Annotated in this window: 24 protein-coding genes; 3 read left to right on the forward strand and 21 right to left on the reverse strand. The window is 67.5% G+C overall.

What is annotated here, in order from left to right; genetic code table 11:
* Window positions 1–60: 60 nt before the first annotated feature.
* The 14 genes from mgtE to EZ304_RS14615 form a co-directional block, all read right to left on the reverse strand.
* Window positions 61–1,422, reverse strand: a complete 1,362-nt coding sequence (mgtE, locus tag EZ304_RS14550; protein ID WP_142807422.1) for a magnesium transporter — start codon at window positions 1,420–1,422, stop codon at window positions 61–63.
* Between the two features lie 188 nt (window positions 1,423–1,610).
* Entirely contained in the window at window positions 1,611–3,380 is a 1,770-nt protein-coding gene (gene ptsP / locus EZ304_RS14555) for a phosphoenolpyruvate--protein phosphotransferase (protein WP_142807423.1), read from the reverse strand.
* Window positions 3,381–3,382: 2 nt separating this feature from the next.
* Entirely contained in the window at window positions 3,383–3,652 is a 270-nt protein-coding gene (locus tag EZ304_RS14560) for an HPr family phosphocarrier protein (RefSeq protein ID WP_005408385.1), read from the reverse strand.
* A complete protein-coding gene (locus EZ304_RS14565; protein WP_014036239.1) occupies window positions 3,645–4,037 on the reverse strand; it encodes a PTS sugar transporter subunit IIA in 393 nt (130 codons plus the stop codon). Before EZ304_RS14565 ends, EZ304_RS14560 begins: the two co-directional genes overlap by 8 nt.
* Before the next feature lie 388 nt (window positions 4,038–4,425).
* Entirely contained in the window at window positions 4,426–5,310 is an 885-nt protein-coding gene (rapZ, locus tag EZ304_RS14570; protein ID WP_164145902.1) for an RNase adapter RapZ, read from the reverse strand.
* Between the two features lie 26 nt (window positions 5,311–5,336).
* Window positions 5,337–6,287 carry an HPr(Ser) kinase/phosphatase gene (gene hprK / locus EZ304_RS14575; protein ID WP_099553978.1) on the reverse strand — a complete coding sequence of 317 codons (951 nt, stop codon included), beginning with the start codon at window positions 6,285–6,287 and terminating at the stop codon, window positions 5,337–5,339.
* Window positions 6,284–6,736 carry a PTS sugar transporter subunit IIA gene (locus tag EZ304_RS14580; RefSeq protein WP_099553980.1) on the reverse strand — a complete coding sequence of 151 codons (453 nt, stop codon included), beginning with the start codon at window positions 6,734–6,736 and terminating at the stop codon, window positions 6,284–6,286. The genes hprK and EZ304_RS14580 overlap by 4 nt, the downstream gene beginning before the upstream one ends.
* A 21-nt stretch (window positions 6,737–6,757) precedes the next feature.
* A complete protein-coding gene (hpf, locus tag EZ304_RS14585) occupies window positions 6,758–7,075 on the reverse strand; it encodes a ribosome hibernation-promoting factor, HPF/YfiA family (RefSeq protein ID WP_005415556.1) in 318 nt (105 codons plus the stop codon).
* A gap of 58 nt (window positions 7,076–7,133) precedes the next feature.
* Window positions 7,134–8,555: an RNA polymerase factor sigma-54 gene (locus EZ304_RS14590; protein ID WP_099553982.1), complete on the reverse strand. Its 1,422-nt coding sequence runs from the start codon at window positions 8,553–8,555 to the stop codon at window positions 7,134–7,136.
* Window positions 8,556–8,595: 40 nt separating this feature from the next.
* Window positions 8,596–9,315 carry an LPS export ABC transporter ATP-binding protein gene (gene lptB, locus EZ304_RS14595; RefSeq protein ID WP_005408391.1) on the reverse strand — a complete coding sequence of 240 codons (720 nt, stop codon included), beginning with the start codon at window positions 9,313–9,315 and terminating at the stop codon, window positions 8,596–8,598.
* On the reverse strand, window positions 9,315–9,866 hold the full coding sequence (lptA, locus tag EZ304_RS14600; protein ID WP_099553984.1) for a lipopolysaccharide transport periplasmic protein LptA: 552 nt from the start codon (window positions 9,864–9,866) through the stop codon (window positions 9,315–9,317). Before lptA ends, lptB begins: the two co-directional genes overlap by 1 nt.
* 104 nt (window positions 9,867–9,970) lie before the next feature.
* A complete protein-coding gene (lptC, locus tag EZ304_RS14605) occupies window positions 9,971–10,546 on the reverse strand; it encodes an LPS export ABC transporter periplasmic protein LptC (RefSeq protein WP_099555262.1) in 576 nt (191 codons plus the stop codon).
* The gene (locus EZ304_RS14610) at window positions 10,543–11,091 is read right to left on the reverse strand and encodes a KdsC family phosphatase (RefSeq protein ID WP_099603840.1); all 549 of its coding nucleotides are present in this window, start codon (window positions 11,089–11,091) and stop codon (window positions 10,543–10,545) included. Before EZ304_RS14610 ends, lptC begins: the two co-directional genes overlap by 4 nt.
* A 66-nt stretch (window positions 11,092–11,157) precedes the next feature.
* The gene (locus EZ304_RS14615) at window positions 11,158–12,159 is read right to left on the reverse strand and encodes a KpsF/GutQ family sugar-phosphate isomerase (protein ID WP_099553101.1); all 1,002 of its coding nucleotides are present in this window, start codon (window positions 12,157–12,159) and stop codon (window positions 11,158–11,160) included.
* 54 nt (window positions 12,160–12,213) lie between these two features.
* Here EZ304_RS14615 and EZ304_RS14620 point away from each other — a divergent pair, with 54 nt between their 5' ends.
* Genes EZ304_RS14620 through EZ304_RS14630 form a run of 3 tightly spaced genes read left to right on the forward strand, consistent with a single transcriptional unit; the run spans window position 12,214 to window position 14,060 of the window.
* A complete protein-coding gene (locus tag EZ304_RS14620; RefSeq protein WP_005408396.1) occupies window positions 12,214–12,444 on the forward strand; it encodes a BolA family protein in 231 nt (76 codons plus the stop codon).
* Window positions 12,445–12,465: 21 nt separating this feature from the next.
* Window positions 12,466–13,737: a UDP-N-acetylglucosamine 1-carboxyvinyltransferase gene (gene murA, locus EZ304_RS14625; protein ID WP_099553100.1), complete on the forward strand. Its 1,272-nt coding sequence runs from the start codon at window positions 12,466–12,468 to the stop codon at window positions 13,735–13,737.
* Window positions 13,734–14,060, forward strand: coding sequence for a hypothetical protein (locus EZ304_RS14630; RefSeq protein WP_049445831.1), 327 nt, complete (start codon window positions 13,734–13,736; stop codon window positions 14,058–14,060). Before murA ends, EZ304_RS14630 begins: the two co-directional genes overlap by 4 nt.
* A 113-nt stretch (window positions 14,061–14,173) precedes the next feature.
* Here EZ304_RS14630 and EZ304_RS14635 read toward each other — a convergent pair whose 3' ends face one another.
* The 7 genes from EZ304_RS14635 to purM all read right to left on the reverse strand — a co-directional run bounded on the left by EZ304_RS14635 (window position 14,174) and on the right by purM (window position 19,102).
* Entirely contained in the window at window positions 14,174–14,857 is a 684-nt protein-coding gene (locus EZ304_RS14635; protein ID WP_099553098.1) for a DUF3108 domain-containing protein, read from the reverse strand.
* A gap of 2 nt (window positions 14,858–14,859) precedes the next feature.
* Window positions 14,860–15,687, reverse strand: coding sequence for a DUF3108 domain-containing protein (locus tag EZ304_RS14640; protein ID WP_142807424.1), 828 nt, complete (start codon window positions 15,685–15,687; stop codon window positions 14,860–14,862).
* A gap of 67 nt (window positions 15,688–15,754) precedes the next feature.
* Window positions 15,755–16,414, reverse strand: coding sequence for a phosphoribosylglycinamide formyltransferase (gene purN / locus EZ304_RS14645; RefSeq protein WP_142807425.1), 660 nt, complete (start codon window positions 16,412–16,414; stop codon window positions 15,755–15,757).
* Complete coding sequence (locus EZ304_RS14650; protein ID WP_142807426.1) at window positions 16,411–17,073, reverse strand: DUF2238 domain-containing protein; 663 nt, start codon at window positions 17,071–17,073, stop codon at window positions 16,411–16,413. Before EZ304_RS14650 ends, purN begins: the two co-directional genes overlap by 4 nt.
* Window positions 17,074–17,114: 41 nt before the next feature.
* Window positions 17,115–17,537, reverse strand: coding sequence for a hypothetical protein (locus EZ304_RS14655; protein ID WP_099553094.1), 423 nt, complete (start codon window positions 17,535–17,537; stop codon window positions 17,115–17,117).
* Window positions 17,534–18,022, reverse strand: a complete 489-nt coding sequence (locus EZ304_RS14660; protein WP_142807427.1) for a hypothetical protein — start codon at window positions 18,020–18,022, stop codon at window positions 17,534–17,536. Before EZ304_RS14660 ends, EZ304_RS14655 begins: the two co-directional genes overlap by 4 nt.
* Before the next feature lie 21 nt (window positions 18,023–18,043).
* Entirely contained in the window at window positions 18,044–19,102 is a 1,059-nt protein-coding gene (gene purM, locus EZ304_RS14665) for a phosphoribosylformylglycinamidine cyclo-ligase (RefSeq protein ID WP_010483620.1), read from the reverse strand.
* Window positions 19,103–19,176 lie beyond the last annotated feature (74 nt).

A 19,176-nucleotide genomic window follows, 5' to 3' on the forward strand; every position in this document is an offset into this window, starting at 1 on the left:
GGGTGTTCCAGTTGGGATCGGGGCAGAGCCCCGCGTGGCGGGGATCCGACCCTGCAGGGTTCAGTGCAGCAGCACCAGGGTGGCCAGGCCGAGGAAGGTGAAGAAGCCCATCGAGTCGGTCACGGCGGTCAGGAAGATGCCGCTGGCCAGCGCCGGGTCGAAGCCGAAGCGTTTCAGCGTCAACGGCACCAGCACGCCCGCCAATGCAGCGAACAGGAGGTTGCAGGTCAGTGCGATGGCAATCACTGCGGACAACCCGGGCGAGTGGAACCAGGCCAGCACGATCAGGCCCAGCACCGAACCCAGCATCACGCCGTTCAGCAGCGCGACCCGTACTTCCTTCCACAGCAGGGTGTGGGCATTGGAGGCGCCCACCTGGCCCAGCGCCAGGCCGCGCACCATCAGTGCCAGCACCTGGGTACCGGCGTTGCCGCCGAGGCCGGCGACGATCGGCATCAGCACCGCCAGTGCCACCAGTTTGTCGATGGTGCCTTCGAAATGACCGACCACGCTGGAGGCCAGGAAGGCCGTGCACAGGTTCACCGACAGCCACATCAGGCGACGGCGCATCGCGCGCCAGACCGGGCTGAACAGATCCTCGTCCTCGTCCAGACCGGCGGCGCCCAGCGCCTGGTGCTCGGCCTGGCCGCGGATGATGTCGACCACGTCATCGATGGTGATGCGGCCGATCAGGATGTTGTTGTCGTCCACTACTGGCGCGGAGATCCAGTCATGGTCGGAGAACTGGCGGGCGACTTCCTGGTCGCTCTCGCCGACGTCGATGGCTGGCTGCTCGTCGTCGATCAGGCGGTTGATCGGCGTGGTGTCCTCGTGGGTCACCAGTGCCGCCAGCGACACCCGGCCGAGGTACTGATGGCGGCGGCTGACCACGAACAGGTGGTCGGTGTGGTCGGGCAGTTCACCGCGCAGGCGCAGGTAGCGCAGCACGACGTCGACATTGACGTCGGCGCGCACGGTCACCACGTCCGGGTTCATCAGGCGGCCGGCACTGTCCTCGGGATAGGACAGCACCTGTTCCAGGCGCTCGCGGTTCTCGCGGTCCATCGACTTGAGGACTTCGTCGATGACCGTGTCCGGCAGGTCTTCGACCAGGTCGGCCAGATCGTCGATGTCCAGGTCTTCGACCGCGGCGATGATCTCGTCCGGGTCCATGTCCGCGAGCAGGCTTTCGCGCACGTCGTCGCCGACGTGGACCAGCACCTCGCCATCATCTTCCGGATCGACCAGGCCCCACACCACCTCGCGCTTGCCCGGCGGCAGCGATTCGAGCAGGTTGCCGATCTCGGCCGGGGCCAGGGTGTTGACCAGGCGCCGCACCGGGCCCAGCCGGCCGCTGTCCAGTGCATCGGACAGCATCCGCAGTTGGCGTGCAGTCTTGTCGTGGCGTACAGCTTCAGCCATCGCAGCTCCCGCGGGGATAAGAAAAGCCGCGATCCCGGCAAGGATGCGGCAACAGGGGTGTTCAGCGCGTCATTATCGCAAGGGGATGTTTCACCGGATACCCCGGCGGCAACGAGACGGGGTCAGATCCCTTTTCCCGCGGAAAAGGGATCCGACCCCAGGCGTGCATGCCCGGCGAGCGGGTGGTGTCAGGGCGTATCGGCCACCAGCGCCAGCCAGCGTTCGATCGCGCGGCGGTCACGCGCGGCCAGCAGCTTGGGTGCGCGTGCACGCAACGTCGCCAGGTCGGCCTCGCGGATCGCGCGGCGTACTTCCAGCAGCGTGCCCGGGTGCAGGCTGAATTCGGTCAGGCCCAGTGCCAGCAGCAGCGGGGTCATCCGCGCATCGCCGGCCATCTCGCCACAGACCGCCACCGGGATGCGGTGGCGCGCGCCGGTCTCGATCACCATCTGCAGCAGCCGCAGCACCGCCGGGTGCAATGGCGAATACAGCTCGCCCAGCGCTTCATTGTTGCGGTCGGCCGCCAGCAGGTACTGCACCAGATCGTTGGTGCCGATCGACAGGAAGTCGACCAGATCGATGAAGCTCTCCAGCGCCAGCGCGGCCGCCGGCACTTCGATCATCGCGCCCAGCGGCACGTGGTCGGACACCATGTGGCCTTCGCCGCGCAGCTGTTCGGACAGCCTGAGCATGCGCCGGCGCACTGCCAGCAGCTCCTCGCGGGTGCTGACCATCGGCACCAGCACCCGCAGCTTGCCGTAGGCCGAGGCGCGCAGGATCGCGCGCAGCTGGGTGTCGGCTACCTTCGGCCGTGCCAGCGACAGGCGTACGCCGCGCAGGCCGAGCGCCGGGTTCTCTTCGTTGCTCAGGGTCAGGCCGGTGCGGTCGGCCTTGTCCGCACCCAGGTCGAGGGTGCGGATGGTCACCGGTCGCCCGCTCATGCCCAGTGCGGCATCGCGGTAGGTCTGGAACTGTTCTTCTTCGTCCGGCAGCTCGTTGCGCTGCAGGAACAGGAATTCGGTGCGGTACAGGCCCAGGCCGTGGGCGCCCAGCGCATGCGCCTGGGTCACGTCCTCCAGCGATTCGGCATTGGCCAGCAGGGCGATGTCGACCTGGTCGCGGGTGCGGCTGGGCTTGCTGCGCAGGCGGCCAAGCTCGCGCTGTTCGCGCGCATGTTCCTTCAGTCGTGCGCGGTAGTCGCGCAGATTGTCGGCCTGCGGATTGGCGGTGATGCTGCCGTCGGCACCATCGATGATCAGCACGTCGCCATCGGCGATGCGGCTGAGCAGCTGCGGCACGTTGACGATCAGGGGCAGGTGCAGGCTGCGCGCCAGGATCGCGCTGTGCGAGAGCGCGCTGCCGGCGGCGGTGACGATGCCGACCACGCCCTGTGCCTGCAGCTGTGCCAGCTCGGACGGGGCGATGTTGTCGCAGACCAGGATTTCCCCGGCCAGGCCTTTCACCGCCGGCGGGCGCTCGGGCTGCAGGAAGGCATGGATGCGGCCGATCACATGGTCGAGGTCGTCCATGCGGCTCTTCAGATAGGCATCGTCCATGCCGTCGAAGACTTTGGCCAGGCGGTCGCGCTGCAGGCGCAATGCATAGCCGGCGCTGTACGGTCCGCTGCGGATCAGTTCGTCCAGGCCATACAGCAGCTCGGGATCGTCCAGCAGCAGCGCATGCAGGTCGAGGAACTCACCCACTTCCTGGTTCAGCGCTCCATGCAGGCGCTGGCGCAGCTCGTGCATCTCCGTGCGTGCGGCATCCAGCGCACGGTGCAGGCGGGCCAGTTCGGCCTCGACCTGGTTGGCGGCAACGCGCTGCTCGGCCACTTCCAATGCATGCGGCAGGCGCACGCGGGCGCGCCCCATTGCCGTGCCGCGGGCGGCACCATGGCCGGCCAGCAGCAGTACCGGCCGTTGGCCGGAAGGGGGCTGGCCGGCGCGTGCGCGTGGCACGCTCAGCTGTCCTCGTCGAAACGGCGTTCGAACAGGCCGACCACCGCCTCCATCGCGGCGGCTTCGTCCTCGCCGTTGATGCGCACCGTGACCGGGGTGCCCTGGCCGGCGGCCAGCAGCATCACGCCCATGATGCTCTTGGCGTTGATCTCACGGCCCTTGGCGGCCATGGTCACGTTGCAGCGGAACGGCGCCAGGGTCTGCACCAGCTTGGCGGTGGCCCGGGCGTGCAGGCCCAGGCGGTTGCTCACGGTGAGTTCTCGTTCAAGCATCGTCGACTATCGCTCCATTACGGGTGCCCGCCGCGGCTGTGGCGGGCAGTTGATCCAGTCCCTGTTCCGGATAATTCATCACCCGCAGCAACATCGGCAGGCTCAGCGCCGACACCCGGCGAACCGGGGTCCCCAGCCGGGCCAGCTGCCCGGCAAGGTTGGCGGGGCTGGCGCCGTACAGGTCGGTCAGGATCAATACGCCTTCACCACTGTCGACCCGCCGCAGAGCGGCCGAGGCGAGCGGGAGCAGGGCGTCCAGGTCTGCGTCGAACGGTACTTCGAAAGCTTCGGTTTTCAGCGGCAATTGCCGCAGGAGCCGGGTCGCCACGTCAAGCAGGGCGGTCCCGACCCCAGGATGTGTTACGAGGAGAATGCCACAGGTCATTACTGCACGTTAACAGGTCAAGGTGAATCGGCGATAGCAGCAGGAGAGGGGCACTGTGTCCCGTATTCAGCGTTGCCGGGGTCGGATCCCTTTTCCACGGGAAAAGGGCTCTGACCCCATCCCCTTTGCTCCCATCCACGCATGGCGTGGATCTACCGTGTCGACCAAGGTCGACACCTACCAACAGCACACGGAATCTGTCAGAGGCGGGGCGGTGTGGGTATGCAGGACCGCAGGCGCCATGGATGGCGCCTACGAGCCCCCATGGATGGGTTCACGGCGTGTCCTGCATACCCACACCGCCCCGCCATCCCACGGAATGCGGCTGTTGCCGTTGCCTTGGCTGTTGACGTTGCCTCTGCGGGTGCCGGGCGCAGCCCGGCCGCCCTCAATCCTGTTCGCGGTGGTACGTTGCCACGTCTTCCCAGCCCATCTCGCGGGCGTGGCGTGCCATGCGCTCGGCCAGGAACACCGAGCGGTGCTTGCCGCCGGTGCAGCCGAACGCCACGGTCACATAGCTGCGGGTGCCATCCCCCAGCTTCGGCAGCCAGGTATCGAGAAAGTCCGTCAACTGGGCCAGATAGCGCTGCACATCCGGCTGCGCTTCCAGGTAGTCGCGCACGCCGGGTTCGCGACCGCTCAGCGCACGCAGTTCCGGGTCCCAGTGTGGATTGGGCAGCGCCCGCGCATCGAACACGAAGTCCGCTTCGGCCGGCACGCCGCGCTTGTAGGCGAACGATTCGAACAGCAGCGACAGGCCGGTGGCATGGTCCATCGTGAACTCGGTGATGATCCGGCGCCGCAGCTGGTGCACGTTGAGGTTGCTGGTATCGATCACCGCATCGGCCTCGCGGCGCAGCGGTGCGGTCAACTCGCGTTCGCGGGCGATGGCTTCGGGCAGGGACAGCCCCAGCTGGCTCAACGGATGGCGGCGGCGGGTGTCGGCGTAGCGCTTGAGCAGCGTCTCGTCGCTGGCTTCGAAGAACAGCACCTTCACGTCCACGCCGGCGTCGGCGGCCAGCTGCCGCCAGTCGCCCAGCTGGCTCAGGTCGGCCTGCCCACGCACGTCGATGCCTACGGCCAGCCGGCGCGGTGCACTGCCGCCGCGATTGGCCAGCAGGCTGCGCACGAAGTCCGGCAGCAGGTTGATCGGCAGGTTGTCCGAGCAGTAGTAGTCCTGGTCCTCGAAGGTCTTCAGGGCGACGGATTTACCCGAGCCGGACAGGCCGCTGACGATGATCAGGGTCGGGGCGGAGGGGGTGACGGTGCTCATGGACAGGCTCTTCGTAGGGCAGGGGGTCAGGGCGTTCGCCGTTCCAGCAGGTTGCTGTGGCGGGCGATGAACATCGCCGCCGGGTCGATGCCCTTGGTCCGCAGGATATGCAGGCGGGTGGCCGCCTCGGTCAGCACGGCCAGGTTGCGGCCGGGCATTACCGGCAGGGTGATCAGCGGCACGTCCAGATCCAGCACATGGCGGGTACCCGAATCGCCGGTGAGGCGCTCGTAGCCATGCGGGGTGGGTTCGGTCATCGGCTTGGTCAGGTGAACGATCAGCCGAAGGTACTTGTTCTTCTTTACAGCCGTGTCGCCGAACATCTCGCGCACGTTCAACACGCCCAGGCCGCGCACTTCCAGCAGGTCCTGCAGCAGCTCCGGGCAGGTGCCGTCGAGTACATCGGGTGCGATCTGGGTGAATTCGGGGGCATCGTCGGCCACCAGGCGATGGCCACGGCTGAGCAGTTCCAGCGCCAGTTCGCTCTTGCCGGATCCCGCTTCGCCGGTGATCAGCACGCCGATGGAGTAGATCTCCATGAACACGCCATGCAGGATCACCCGCGGCGCCAGCGTCCGCGCCAGGTGGTAGGAGAGGTGGTTGAGCAGCTCGTGGCCGCGCTTGGGCGACAGCCACAACGGGGTGCCGGATTCATCGGCGGCGGCGCGCAGGTCTTCCGGGCACGCCTGGTTGCGGGTCAGCACCAGTGCCAGCGGGTGCGACTGCATGATTTTTTCGATCGTTTCCCAGCGCTGGCGCGGTTCAAGTGCGTCCAGCCAGGACAGTTCCTCGGTGCCCAGGATCTGCACCTTGTTGGGGTAGATCGCATTGAGGTAGCCGGCCAGCGAGGGGCGCCGCGAGACCGTATTGCCGGCCTCGAGCTCGCGCTTTTCACCCGACTGGCCCGCGGCCCAGCGCAGCCCCAGCCGCTCGCGCTGCTGTTCGAACAGTTCACGGGCGGTGATGCTGGTATTCATGCGGCACTCGCAGGTGGGGTCATGTCCAGCGCCTCGCGCAGGGCCCGGGCATCGCCTGCCTGGCGCAGGGCCTGGCGGACATCCGCTGCCGAGAACAATTCGGCCAGCTCGGACAGCAGCATCAGGTGCTGGTGGGTGTAGTGGGCGGGAACGGCCATCGCGAATACCAGGTCCACCGGCTCGTCGCCACCGAAGTCGACCGGGGTGGCCAGGCGCAGCAGGGCGCCACGGGGGCGGTCCAGGGTCGGCGCGCGGCCGTGGGGAATGGCGATACCGTGGCCGATCGCGGTGCTGCCCAGCGCTTCGCGCTGGCACAGGTTCAGATAGATCTGTTCGGCGTTGGCCTGGCGGCAGGCCAGCAACCCGGCGGCGGCCTGCAGGACGCTGTCACGGTCGGTGGCCGTGCAGAGCTGGGTCTGCACGGCCGCCAGGAGGTCAGTCAGGGGCATGTCTGCGGGGAACGGTGGCGATCAGCCACCATTGTCGCCCACCGGCAGCGGTGCGTGCTGCTGTTTTTTCTCCTTGTGCTTGATCACCAGGCGGTCAAGCTTGTCCGCAAGCAGGTCGATCGCGGCGTACATGGTCTGGCCGCCGGCCTCGGCGTGCAGGGTCTGCCCAGGGATGTTGAGGCTGGCGTCGACGTGGTGCTCGGTCTTCTGCAGCTTGAGGGTCACCCGCGCTTCGCAGTGCTGGTCGAAGTGTTTGCCGATCCGGGCCAGCTTCTCCTCCACATAGGACTGCAGGGCCGGGGTGACTTCGACATCTTTGCCAAACGTTTCGATGCGCATCGGGTTTCTCCTGTGTTCGGATGTGCCAATGAACCTCTCCGCCGGGCGCGGCGGCGCGTCAAGCGATTCTGACCCTTTCGTGCGAGGCGGAAATGTTCATGGCTTCACGATACTTCGCCACGGTGCGTCGCGCTACTGGAATTCCCGACGATTTGAGCAGGTCAGCCAGCTTGGCGTCAGAAAGCGGCTTGCGCGGGTTCTCGTCGTCGATCAGGCGGCGGATCATCGCCTGGATGGCGGTGCTGGATGCTTCGCCACCGCCCTCGGTATCAATGCCCGAGGCGAAGAAGGCGCGCAGCGGCAGGGTGCCGCGCGGGGTACGAACGTGCTTGCGGGCAATCGCGCGCGAGACCGTGGATTCGTGCAGGCCGAGCTCGGCGGCGATCTCGCGCAGGGTCAGTGGACGCAGCGCCTGCTCGCCGAATTCGAGGAAGCCGGCCTGCTGCAGGATCAGGCTGCGCACGACGCGCAGCAGGGTCTCGCCACGCTGCTGCAGGCCCTTCAGCAGCCAGCGTGCTTCCTGCAGCTGGGCGCGCAGGTAGCCGGCGTCGGCGTCGCCGCAGCGGCGGATCAGCTGTTCATAGCCACGATGGATCACCACCTTTGGTCCGGCGTGCCCGGCCAGCGCCGCGCGCCACACGCCGTTCTGCCGCCACACCACTACGTCCGGCACCACATAGGTGTCCTGCGACAGCGGCGCGATCTGCGTGCCCGGGCGCGGGTCCAGCGAGCGCAGCAGCGCCACGGCAGTCTCGACCTCGTCCAGCGGCTGCTTCAACTCGTGTGCAAGCCCGGCAACGCCGCTGCGCGGCAACCGCTCCAGTGGTCCTGCGGCAATCTGTCGCGCCAGCAGCAGGCCCGGCGTTTCATCGGCCAGCACGTCCAGCTGCAGCTGCAGGCATTCGCCAAGCGTGCGTGCAGCCACACCCACCGGATCGAAACGCTGGATGCGATGCAGCACGGCAAGGATCTCGTCCTCGTCGGCGTGGATCGCCGGCAACAGGGTTTCGGCGATGGTGGCCAGCGGCTCGCGCAGGTAACCGTCGTCGTCCAGTGCATCGATCAGTGCCGCGCCGATGCTGCGATCGCTGGCAGAAAGATGCGACAGGTGCAGCTGCCACAGCAGATGGTCGGCGAGCGTTTCGGTTTCGGCCACGCGCTCGGCAGCGCTGCCGGTATCGTCGTCATCATCGAAGCTGCCACCGCTGCCGGTCGCCGTCCAGTCCAGTTCGGCCGGCGCCCAGTCGTCGCCTTCATCGCTGCGTTCTGCAGGCGCTTCGTTGTCGTTGACATCGCTGCCTTCATTGGCGGCGCTGCTGTCGTTGCTGTCGGCCCAGTCCAGCAGCGGGTTGCTCTCCACTGCCTGGGCGATCTCCAGCTCCAGCTCGGTGGTCGACATCTGCAGCAGCTTGATCGCCTGCTGCAACTGGGGCGTGAGCACCAGTTGCTGTCCCAACGATGTCTGCAGCCGAGTCTTCATGCCTGTGCCGAAAGGAAGGAAAGGGACCCGGCGACCGCAGTCACAGCTTGAAGGAATCCCCAAGGTAGACCCGGCGCACGTCGGCGTTGTCCAGGATCGCCTCCGGCGAACCCTGGGCCAGCACGCTGCCCTCGGCGAGGATATACGCGCGGTCGCAGATACCCAAGGTCTCGCGCACATTGTGGTCGGTGATCAACACGCCGATGCCACGTTGCTTGAGATGGGTGACGATGCGCTGGATCTCGCCCACCGAAATCGGGTCGACACCGGCGAAGGGTTCGTCTAGCAGGATCAGGCGCGGCTGCGCGGCCAGTGCGCGGGCGATCTCGCAGCGGCGGCGTTCGCCACCGGACAGGCTGGCGCCGAGCTGGTCGGCAACATGGCCCAGCTGCAGCTCGTCCAGCAGGCCGTTCAATTCGCGCTCGCGGCCGGCCGAGTCCAGGTCCTCGCGCAGTTCCAGCACCAGGCGGATGTTGTCGGCCACGGTCAGCTTGCGGAACACCGAGGGTTCCTGCGGCAGGTAGCCCACACCCTGCTTGGCGCGGGTGTACATCGGGTCGCCGGTGATGTCCTTGCCGTCGAGCACGATGCTGCCGGCATCGGCGGCGACCAGGCCGACGATCATGTAGAAACAGGTGGTCTTGCCGGCGCCGTTGGGGCCGAGCAGGCCGACCACTTCACCGGCGTCGAGGGTCAGCCCGAAGTCCTTGACCACTTCGCGCTGCTTGTACTTCTTGCGCAGGCCCTTGGCGACGAGCATTACTTCTTGCTCCCGGCCGGCTGTGCCGGCGTGGCGGCCTTGGGCTGTGCCGCCGGTGCGGCCGGGGTCTTGTTCTTCGGCGGGATGACGGTGCGCACGCGGCTGCCGTCACCACCGGAGTTCATCTCGCCGGTGCGGGTGTTGTAGACCATGCGCTGGCCGGCATTGGTGCCGCGCGCGCTGGTGACCTTGTAGTTGCCGGTCAGGGTGATGATCTCGGTCTTGATGTCGTAGTCGATGCGATCAGCCAGCGCGTCCATCCAGGTACCGTCATCAAGCTGCTGTTTCATCTTCGCCTGCTTGCCGGTGAACACCGCGCGCACGGCTTCGCCGTCCTTGAGGTAGATCTCGGCCTCGGACGAGCGCAGGTCCAGCGTGCCCTGGGTGATGACCACGCCCTGCGACAGCACGGTCTTGCCGTCGCCGGTGAGCGTGCCCGACTGGGCGCCGGAATCGATGTGCATGTCTTCGTTGCGGTCGGTGGACTTGGCGAAGGCGGCGCTGGGGACAAGAAGACCAAGCGCGAGTACGGCGGCAAAGGGAATCTTCATCGGGGTCCGTTCTACCGGTGGGGGCCTCCCGGGTGGACCGGGGGCGGGCGGGTGGGGCTGCCGGCCCTGCGCCTGTCCGGAGACGTCGCAGGCTGGCGGCGGAATCAGCGTTTGGGCGTGTAGCGGCCCTTGGACTGGCTGAGGAAATGATACGTGTTGTTCTTCGAATCCACTTCGAAGCCGACGCCGGACTGTTCCATGCCCGGGCGGGTCATGGTTACCAGGGCGTCGGTGCGGGCGCGGTTGTCCTTCGGGAACACGTCCAGATGGTCGGTGCGGAAGGTGGTCGGCACCACGCCCGGGCCCGCCGGGCTGTCGCCGGCGACATTGCCGCGCAGCTTCATCTCGTCGCCCTTGGCGCTGAGCCAGCCGGTCTCTGCACGCAGGGTCCAGTGCTTGCCATCCTTGTCCGGCATCTCGAACAGCGGGGTGGCGATGTTGATGGTCTGGTCGCCGCGCTGGCGCTCCAGCAACGGTGCGCGCAGGGTGGTCGATTCCTTGCCGTGCTCATCCAGGGCGACGATCTGGAAGTCATGCAGGATGTAATCCACGCCGATTTCCTGGCCACCCGTGGCTGGCCCCTTGTCGCGGTTGCGCAGCGCCGCCCAGCTGCTCAGCAGGGCGGCCAGCAGCAGGCCGATGCCGAGCAGGGTGCGCCAGTTCAAGGTGGGCACGTTCATGCGCCGAACCTCGCCAGCACCGCATCCACGCGGCCCTGAGCGGCCAGCAGGATGTCGCACAGCTCGCGCGCGGCGCCACGGCCGCCCTCGGCGCGGGTCTGCCAGTGCACGCGTTCGGCGATCCACGGATGGGCATTGGCCGGGGCCACCGCCAGGCCGACCGCACCCAACGGCGCCAGGTCGGGCAGGTCATCGCCCATGAACGCCACCTGTTCCAGGCCGATGCCGTGCTGCGCACACAGCGCCTGCACGCTGGCCAGCTTGTCGCCCACGGCGATCTGGGTGTCGATGCCGAGGTCGGCGCCGCGCTTGAGCGCGGACTGGCTGTTGCGCGCGGTGATCAGCACGGGGTGGATGCCGTGCTGCTGCAGCAGTTTCAGGCCCAGGCCGTCCTGCACGAAGTACGCCTTGCTCTCGTTGCCGTCCTTGTCGTAGTACAGCCGACCATCGGTGAGGGTGCCGTCCACGTCGAAGCACGCCAGGCGGATCTGGGCCGCGGCGGCATGCAGGTGGGCGGGGAAGGCGGGCAGGGGGGACCAGGGCATCAGGGCGGCAGGCTCGTTGTGGGCGGGTACGGCGTTACAGACTGAATGGGGTCTATGGACTGTCGGTTAAACCACCCGGGCCCGCAACAGGTCATGAATGTTCAGGGCACCGACCGCACGGCCCTGGCCATCGACCACGATCAGGCCGGTGATCTTGTGGGTCTCCATCAGCCGGGCGGCCTCGACCGCCAGCTGGTCGGCGCCGATGGTGCGCGGGTTGCGGGTCATCACGTCGGCGATCTTCGCCGTGCGCACGTCCAACGCGCTGTCCAGCGCACGGCGCAGGTCGCCGTCGGTGAACAGCCCGATCAGCACGCCGTCGGCGTCGACCACGGCGGTCATGCCCAGCCGCTTGCGGCTCATCTCCATCAGCGCTTCGCTGAGGCTGGCGTCGGTGCCCACGCTGGGCAGGTCGTCGCCGGTGTGCATGACGTCGGTGATGTGCAGCAGCAGGCGGCGGCCAAGGCTGCCGGCCGGGTGTGAACGGGCGAAGTCATCAGCGGTGAAGCCACGTGCGTCGAGCAGGGCCACGGCCAGTGCATCGCCCATGGCCAGCGAGGCGGTGGTGCTGGAGGTGGGCGCCAGCGCCAGCGGGCAGGCCTCGGCCGGCACGCTCACGTCCAGGTGGATGTCAGCGGCGGTGGCCAGGCTGGACTGCGGGCGGCCGGTCATGGAAATCAGTACGTTGCCCTGGCGCTTGAGCACCGGTAGCAGCATCAGCACCTCGTCCGATTCGCCCGAATAGGACAGGGCCAGCACCACGTCGTCCTCGGTGATCATGCCCAGGTCGCCGTGGCCGGCTTCGCCGGGGTGCACGTAGAACGCCGGCGTGCCGGTAGAGGCCAGGGTGGCAGCGATCTTGCGGGCGATATGCCCGGACTTGCCCATGCCGGTGGCGACCACCCGGCCACGGCTGGCCAGGATCGCCTGGCAGGCCTGCTGGAAGGCTTCGCCGAGGCGGTCGGCCACGGCATCCAGCGCCTGCCGCTCGATCTCGAACACGCGGCGGCCGCTGGCAACCAGGCCGGCAGGGTCGACGGAACGGGGGGGCAACAGGGATTCGGCCATGCGGACGCCACGCAGCGGAAGTAGAATGGACGCACATTTTATTAGGAAAGCCCGTTGGACGCCGACACCATCCGCAATCTGATCGAAACCGGCCTGCCCGGCGCCCGCGCCGACGTGCAGGGCGACGATGGCGTGCATTTCGAAGCGACCGTGGTCTGCGAGGCCTTTGCCGGCAAGATGCCGCTGGCCCGCCACCGCATGGTGTATGCCACTCTGGGCGACCTGATGGGCGGCGCGATCCACGCGCTGGCGCTGAAAACCGTGACCCCGGCCGAAGCCGGCTGAACCGCAGAAGATCCCGAATACATGGCCAAGATCGTTGTGACCGGCGGCGCTGCGCTGCACGGTGAAGTGAGCATCTCCGGCGCCAAGAACGCCGTCCTCCCCATTCTCTGCGCGACCCTGCTGGCCGATGAACCGGTGGAGATCACCAACGTGCCGCACCTGCACGACGTGGTCACCACGGTGAAGCTGCTGGGCGAGCTGGGCGCCAAGGTCACCATCGACCAGGGCACGTTGTCGCGCGGCAGCGCGATCGTGGTCGACCCGCGCTCGGTGAACCAGCACGTGGCACCGTACGAGCTGGTCAAGACCATGCGCGCCTCGATCCTGGTGCTGGGCCCGCTGCTGGCCCGTTTCGGCGCGGCCGAAGTGTCGCTGCCGGGCGGCTGCGCGATCGGCTCGCGTCCGGTCGACCAGCACATCAAGGGCCTGCAGGCGCTGGGTGCCGAGATCGTGGTCGAGAACGGCTTCATCAAGGCCACCGCCAAGCGCCTGAAGGGTGGCCATTTCACCTTCGACATGGTCAGTGTCACCGGCACCGAGAACGTGCTGATGGGCGCGGTGCTGGCTGAAGGCACCACCATCCTCGACAACTGCGCGATGGAACCGGAAGTGACCGATCTGGCGCATTGCCTGATCGCGCTGGGCGCGAAGATCGAAGGCCTGGGCACTGCCCGGCTGGTCATCGAAGGCGTCGAGCGCCTGTCCGGTGGCCGCCATGAAGTGCTGCCCGACCGCATCGAGACCGGCACCTTCCTGGTGGCCGCGGCGATGACCGGTGGCAAGGTCACCGTCAACCGTGCGCGCCCGAACACCATGGACGCGGTGCTGTCCAAGCTGGTCGAGGCCGGTGCGAAGATCGAGACCACCGACGACAGCATCACCCTGGACATGCAGGGCAAGCGGCCGAAGGCGGTCAACCTGACCACCGCGCCGTACCCGGCATTCCCGACCGACATGCAGGCGCAGTTCATGGCACTCAACTGCGTGGCTGACGGCGTGGGCGTGATCAACGAAACGATCTTCGAGAACCGTTTCATGCACGTCAACGAACTGCTGCGCCTGGGTGCGGACATCCAGGTCGAAGGCCACACCGCCATCGTGCGTGGCAGCGAGCACCTGAGTGGCGCACCGGTGATGGCGACCGACCTGCGTGCGTCGGCCTCGCTGATCCTGGCTGGCCTGATGGCCAGCGGCGATACCACCATCGACCGCATCTACCACCTTGATCGTGGCTACGAGAACATCGAAGAGAAGCTGTCTTCGCTCGGCGCCACCATCCGGCGCGTGCCATGATCCTGCGCGGCAAGTTCAGCCCGCGCCGCAAGGCGCTGCTGGCCCTGGTGCTGATCGTGCTGGCGTGGCTGGGCTATGCCTGGTACGCCAACATCGCCATCACCCAGGGCATCGAGCAGAAGGACATGGACTGGAACGGCGACGGAACGGTCACGCGTGACGAGATCATCGAGTCGTTCTATGCGGTTGCGGTGAACGACAGCCAGGACGGCAACCGCCATTGCCGCACGTTTGTCTGGCGCAGCACCGGCGAGCAGATCCGCGTGGACTGCCGCACCGAGTTCAAGGCGGCCGAAGAGAAACCGGCCGAAGCGAAGAAATAAGAAAACGCCCGCGAAAGCGGGCGTTTTTTTGGGATACACGCATCCACGCATGGCGTGGATCTACTGGAACGTGAAGTAGATCCACGCCATGCGTGGATGACGTGGATCTCCGGTCAGTTCATCGCCTTGATGGTCAGGTCCAGCGCATCGCGGCCGCTCTCACGCTGCAGCATCCGCGCCGGCACCGGGAAGTCCGGTACGATCCAGGCGATCAGCTCCTTGTTGCCATCGGCACGCGATACCTTGGTGGCCTCGTAACTCTTGCCGGCCACGGTGATCGATTCCTTGCCGACCACGCGGTAGGTCATGTTCTTGATCCGGCCCTCGTCCACCATGCGGTAGGTCAGCGGCTTGCCGGCCGCCAGGTCACGGGCAATCGCCAGGTTGATCAGCAGCGCATCCATGTCACCGGCCTTCAGTGCGATCGGTCCGGCGCGGTCGGGCTTGATGTCGCCGCTCCAGGTGGCCTGGTTGCTGTTCCAGTTGTAGGTGGCCTGCACGTTGCGCTTCTTCACCAGCAGGGCCGAACGGTCCTGGCTGCTGAGCGGGCGCAGCTGGCCGCGCACTTCCTCGAACACGGTGCTCTGGCTGAGGTCGGCCAGCTGGTTCTTCACCTGCAGGCTGTAGCGCCACTTGTTGGCGCCTTCGCTGGACAGGGTCATGGTGCCGTTGGCCTGCATGCCCATGTAGCTGGCCAGGTAGTCGGCCTTGAACGGCTCCAGCGCCATTGCCGGCAGGCTGGCCACGGTCAGCGCGGCAGCGGCGATCCAGGTGAGGGGGCGGGTCAGGGTGCTCATGCTCAGACTCCTTGGTATTCGATCAGGCGCAGGTCGACGCGGTCTTCGCCGTCTTCGCGTTGCAGGATGCGCACCGGGGTGGGGACACCGTTGGCGATCCAGAGGATGGTTTCGTTGTTGCCGCCATTGGTCCGGTAGACCCGCAGCGCGTTGTAGGACAGGTCGCCGACCTCGACGTTCTCGGTCTGCGGTGCGGCCTGGTAGTCGTGCTGGCGGACCTTGCCCATGTCCACGTAGCGGTAATGCATGGCGGCGCCGGGGCGCGCGTCGCGCATGATCGCCAGGTTGATCAGCAGTGCGCTCTGGTCGCCCGGCTGCAGCGGGATCGGCTGCGCACGTTCCTTCTTGACGTCGCCGGTCCACTGCGCGGTACCGGCCTGCCAGTTGTAGGTGCCCACGGCCTTCTTGCCCAGGAACAGGCCCTTGCGCACCGTGCTCTGGCTGAGCGGTGCGTAGACGCCACTGCGCTCTTCGAACACCGTGCTCTGCTCGATGTTCAGGCCGAGCACGCTGGCAAAGCCGCGGCGGCCGACCACCTGCATGTCCACCCGCCACTGGGTGCCGCCGGTGTGGGTGACCTGCATGCTGGCATCACCCGCTTCCTTGCCCTTGTAGAAGGCCTGGTAGGTGGCGGTGAACGGCTGCAGCGGCGGCGGTTCCCAGGCCAATGCCGGCAGCAGCGGCACACTGGGCTCGTTCGGTGGCAGCGCAGCGGGTGCAGGTGGCGGTGCCGGTGAAGCCGCGGGCGGCTGCGTCTGGCCCCAGCCCACGCCGGGAAGCACGGCAAGCGACAACAGCAGTGAAGTGGACAGCAGCGTCGTGGTCTTCATGGAGGACAGGGACCGCAGGAGGGGGCAGGATGCCAGCCCCGCAGTCAGCGGGGCGTGTGCAAGGGCGTTACCGGTTCAGGTTTCCGGCGGAATCTAGGGCCAAGGGGCTAAACAGGGGGTGACCGTCCAGCCAGGGCTGACCCTCCCGTTCAGCCAGGCGGCCCTCGCACAGCAGCTGCAGCGTGGCGATCAGCAGCGGGTGCTCCACCGCCAGCACCCGCTCGGCCAGGCTGTGCGCGTCGTCGCCGGGCAGCACGGGAACCCGCACCTGCGCCAGCACGGCTCCGGCATCCAGCTCCGGCACCACCAGGTGCACGCTGGCACCGTGCTCGACGTCGCCGGCGTCCAGCGCACGCGCGTGGGTGTCCAGGCCCTTGTGCAGCGGCAGCAGCGACGGGTGGATGTTGACCAGGCGGCCAGCGAAGCGCTGCACGAAGGCCGGACCAAGGATGCGCATGTAGCCTGCACAGACGATCCAGTCCGGCTGTACTGCTGCCAGCGCATCGCCCAGAGCCTGCTCGTAGGCGGCGCGGTCGCTGAAGGACTTCGGCGTGTGTGCCCAGCGCAGGCTGGAATCGACGCGTTGCAGTGCTTCTGCAGCGGGGCGGTCGGAGAACACGCCGATCACCTCGGCCGGCAGGCGGCCATTGCCGATCGCGTCGAGGATGGCCTGCAGGTTGCTGCCGCGGCCCGAAGCGAGCACGGCGATGCGGGTTGGGGCGGTCATTGCAGGGAACTCCGGCGGATCAATGGCCAGGTCAGCAGGCTGCCGATGGTCGCCATCAGCATGTCGGCATGCGCATCCCACATGTCACCCTGCTGGCCGTTGTAGGCCTCGGCGGCATCCGGCGACAGCGCCAGCGCGATGGCCCATTCGAACCATTCGTAGACCAGGCTGGCGCACATCACCGTCATTACCGCCAGGGCGAAGGCCTGGCCCAGGCGCAGCGCTGGCCACGCATGGCGCGCCAGCTGCAGCAGCGCGGGGGTGAAGCAGACGCCGAACAGGAAGTGGATGAGGCGGTCGAAGTGATTGCGCTGCCAGCCGAATGCCGCGTTGGGCGACCAGCCGGTCAGCGCCTGCGCCCAGGCGTCGTAGGGCACGTTCGAATACAGCCAGCGCGCCGCCACGCAGTGCAGGGCGATGAAACCGCAGATGGCGATGAAAGCGCCATTGCCCAGCCAGCCGCCGCGGCGGTCGACCCATAGCAGCGCGGCCAGCCCGATCACGGTCAGGGTACTGTGCAGGGCCTGTTCGGTAGGCCACAGCGGGTGGATCCAGCTGATCGCGAAGATCGCCAGCACGGCGGCGAAGGCCAGCTTCTTCGGGCCCGAAAAGCGGTAGCGGGCGGGTGAGGCGGTTGTCGAGAGGGCAGGCGAGGACATGGAGAGTCGATCTGGGAAGGGCGGGTCGTCTGCCTGCGGGCTCAGACGCCGAGATGGTCGCCGCGGTCGAACAGCGCGGCCATGTCCGGCTTGGACAGGAACACCCAGGCATAGGCGGTCAACGCCATGCCCAGTGGGCCAGCCAGCACGCCCAGCCACGCCGCGCGCTGGCACCAGGCCAGGCCGGTGCGGCGTGACAGCAGGCGCGCGGTATGCAGCTGCACAACACCCAGCACGATGGCCAGCACGGCGATCGAGGCATAGACCGTGGTCAGCATCCAGGCATCGTCCAGGCCGCGTGAGTGGGCCACCCATCCACTGAGGCCAAGGAACGCCACTGCGGCGACCCAGTGGAAACCGGCCAGGGCGTAGAACAGCACTCCCAGTGTCTGCAGATGGCTGACCAGCTGCAGCTGCGCCAGGGTCTGCTGCGGTAACGGCGGCGGCATGTTGGAGGCGGTCATGCGGCCGTGGCGGGAGCGTCGAAGGCAGCCTTGACCTGCGGACGCAGCAGGGTGATCAGGCTGAACACACCCAGCACCGTGCCGACCGGCGTGAACAGGCAGGCCAGGCCAGCCGCGATCAGGCACAGCAGATGGCGGCGACGGCGGGCCAGGCAACGACCCGCATAGGCCACGAACCCGCCCAGCGCGATGCCACCGAACACGACGACGCAGCCGAGAACAGTGAACACCCAGCCCATCAGGCGCTGTTCCTCCGGCGAGGAGGGCTCGCCGCCAGACTTCATCGGCAGGCTGCCGGTCAACGCAGCGATGCCGATCACGATGTGCAGGATGAAGATCAGCGAGAACAGCACGATCAGGCCACCGACCACGTAGTGTGCGATGGCCAGCATGCGCAGGTGGTCGGCATCCTGCGCGCTGAACGGCGGTACCGTCGCCAGCGGCGGCGGTACGGGGGCGGGCGACAAGGGGGGCGTTGCGTCCATGCGGGCTCCTGGTTGCCGGGCTCAGCCGATGTGGACGCGCTCGGCGCCTTCGGCGGTGACCACCTGGCCGATGGTCCAGTGCTCCAGGCCCTGCGCCTTGACTGCGTCGGACACCGCGGCCACCTGGTCCGGCGCCACGATCAGCACGAAGCCGATGCCGCAGTTGAAGGTGCGCCACATCTCGCTGTCGGCTACTGCGCCTTCCTTCTGCAGCCACTGGAACACCGGCGGCAGGGTCCAGGACGAGGCCTGGATGTCGAGGCCGAGGCCTTCGGGCACTACGCGGATGATGTTCTCGGTCAGGCCGCCACCGGTGATGTGGGCCATGCCATGGATGGCCTCGCCGTGCGACTTCAGCAGCGACAGGATCGGCTTGACGTACAGGCGGGTCGGTGCCATCAGGGCATCGACCAGCTTCACGCCGCCTTCCAGCTCCAGATCGGCCGGGCGGCCGGCGCGGTCGTAGATGCGGCGCACCAGCGAGTAGCCGTTGGAGTGCGGGCCGGAGGAGGCGATGCCGATCAGCACGTCGCCGGCGGCCACGCTGGCGCCGTCCTTCAGCTCGCTCTTCTCGACTGCGGCGACGGTGAAGCCAGCCAGGTCGTACTCGCCCGGGGCATACATGTCGGGCATTTCAGCGGTTTCGCCGCCGATCAGGGCGCAGCCGGCCTCGGTGCAGCCGTTGGCGATGCCGCCCACGACCGCCGCGGCGGTATCGATGTCCAGCTTGCCGGTGGCAAAGTAGTCCAGGAAGAACAGCGGCTCGGCACCCTGCACCAGCACGTCGTTCACGCACATGGCGACCAGGTCGATGCCGATCGTATCGTGGCGGTTCAGCTGGTGGGCCAGCTTCAGCTTGGTGCCCACGCCGTCGGTACCGGACACCAGCACCGGCTCGCGGTACTTGTTGGACAGGTCGAACAGGGCGCCGAAGCCGCCCAGGCCGCCCATCACTTCCGGGCGGAAGCTGCGCTTGACCAGGGGCTTGATCCGCTCGACCAGCTCATTGCCGGCGTCGATGTCGACACCCGCGTCACGATAGGTGAGGGGGGAGGGGGCGGAAGACGGGGTGTTGGTCACGGGCGTCGGCGCTGGCAGGGGTTGAACGGGCGATTTTAACAGGCCGCATTGGCGCAAAGGCCGTATTCGGGCAA

Origin of the sequence: Stenotrophomonas maltophilia, assembly GCF_006974125.1 — a bacterium.
Classification (GTDB): domain Bacteria; phylum Pseudomonadota; class Gammaproteobacteria; order Xanthomonadales; family Xanthomonadaceae; genus Stenotrophomonas; species Stenotrophomonas maltophilia_O.

Bases quoted from the DNA above. Each gene is read 5' to 3' on its own strand.
- mgtE (WP_142807422.1), bottom strand. From the start codon at position 1,422: ATGGCTGAAGCTGTACGCCACGACAAGACTGCACGCCAACTGCGGATG.
- EZ304_RS14560 (WP_005408385.1), bottom strand. From the start codon at position 3,652: ATGCTTGAACGAGAACTCACCGTGAGCAACCGCCTGGGCCTGCACGCC.
- EZ304_RS14565 (WP_014036239.1), bottom strand. From the start codon at position 4,037: ATGACCTGTGGCATTCTCCTCGTAACACATCCTGGGGTCGGGACCGCC.
- rapZ (WP_164145902.1), bottom strand. From the start codon at position 5,310: ATGAGCACCGTCACCCCCTCCGCCCCGACCCTGATCATCGTCAGCGGC.
- hprK (WP_099553978.1), bottom strand. From the start codon at position 6,287: ATGAATACCAGCATCACCGCCCGTGAACTGTTCGAACAGCAGCGCGAG.
- EZ304_RS14580 (WP_099553980.1), bottom strand. From the start codon at position 6,736: ATGCCCCTGACTGACCTCCTGGCGGCCGTGCAGACCCAGCTCTGCACG.
- hpf (WP_005415556.1), bottom strand. From the start codon at position 7,075: ATGCGCATCGAAACGTTTGGCAAAGATGTCGAAGTCACCCCGGCCCTG.
- EZ304_RS14590 (WP_099553982.1), bottom strand. From the start codon at position 8,555: ATGAAGACTCGGCTGCAGACATCGTTGGGACAGCAACTGGTGCTCACG.
- lptB (WP_005408391.1), bottom strand. From the start codon at position 9,315: ATGCTCGTCGCCAAGGGCCTGCGCAAGAAGTACAAGCAGCGCGAAGTG.
- lptA (WP_099553984.1), bottom strand. From the start codon at position 9,866: ATGAAGATTCCCTTTGCCGCCGTACTCGCGCTTGGTCTTCTTGTCCCC.
- lptC (WP_099555262.1), bottom strand. From the start codon at position 10,546: ATGAACGTGCCCACCTTGAACTGGCGCACCCTGCTCGGCATCGGCCTG.
- EZ304_RS14610 (WP_099603840.1), bottom strand. From the start codon at position 11,091: ATGCCCTGGTCCCCCCTGCCCGCCTTCCCCGCCCACCTGCATGCCGCC.
- EZ304_RS14615 (WP_099553101.1), bottom strand. From the start codon at position 12,159: ATGGCCGAATCCCTGTTGCCCCCCCGTTCCGTCGACCCTGCCGGCCTG.
- murA (WP_099553100.1), top strand. From the start codon at position 12,466: ATGGCCAAGATCGTTGTGACCGGCGGCGCTGCGCTGCACGGTGAAGTG.
- EZ304_RS14630 (WP_049445831.1), top strand. From the start codon at position 13,734: ATGATCCTGCGCGGCAAGTTCAGCCCGCGCCGCAAGGCGCTGCTGGCC.
- EZ304_RS14635 (WP_099553098.1), bottom strand. From the start codon at position 14,857: ATGAGCACCCTGACCCGCCCCCTCACCTGGATCGCCGCTGCCGCGCTG.
- EZ304_RS14640 (WP_142807424.1), bottom strand. From the start codon at position 15,687: ATGAAGACCACGACGCTGCTGTCCACTTCACTGCTGTTGTCGCTTGCC.
- purN (WP_142807425.1), bottom strand. From the start codon at position 16,414: ATGACCGCCCCAACCCGCATCGCCGTGCTCGCTTCGGGCCGCGGCAGC.
- EZ304_RS14650 (WP_142807426.1), bottom strand. From the start codon at position 17,073: ATGTCCTCGCCTGCCCTCTCGACAACCGCCTCACCCGCCCGCTACCGC.
- EZ304_RS14655 (WP_099553094.1), bottom strand. From the start codon at position 17,537: ATGACCGCCTCCAACATGCCGCCGCCGTTACCGCAGCAGACCCTGGCG.
- EZ304_RS14660 (WP_142807427.1), bottom strand. From the start codon at position 18,022: ATGGACGCAACGCCCCCCTTGTCGCCCGCCCCCGTACCGCCGCCGCTG.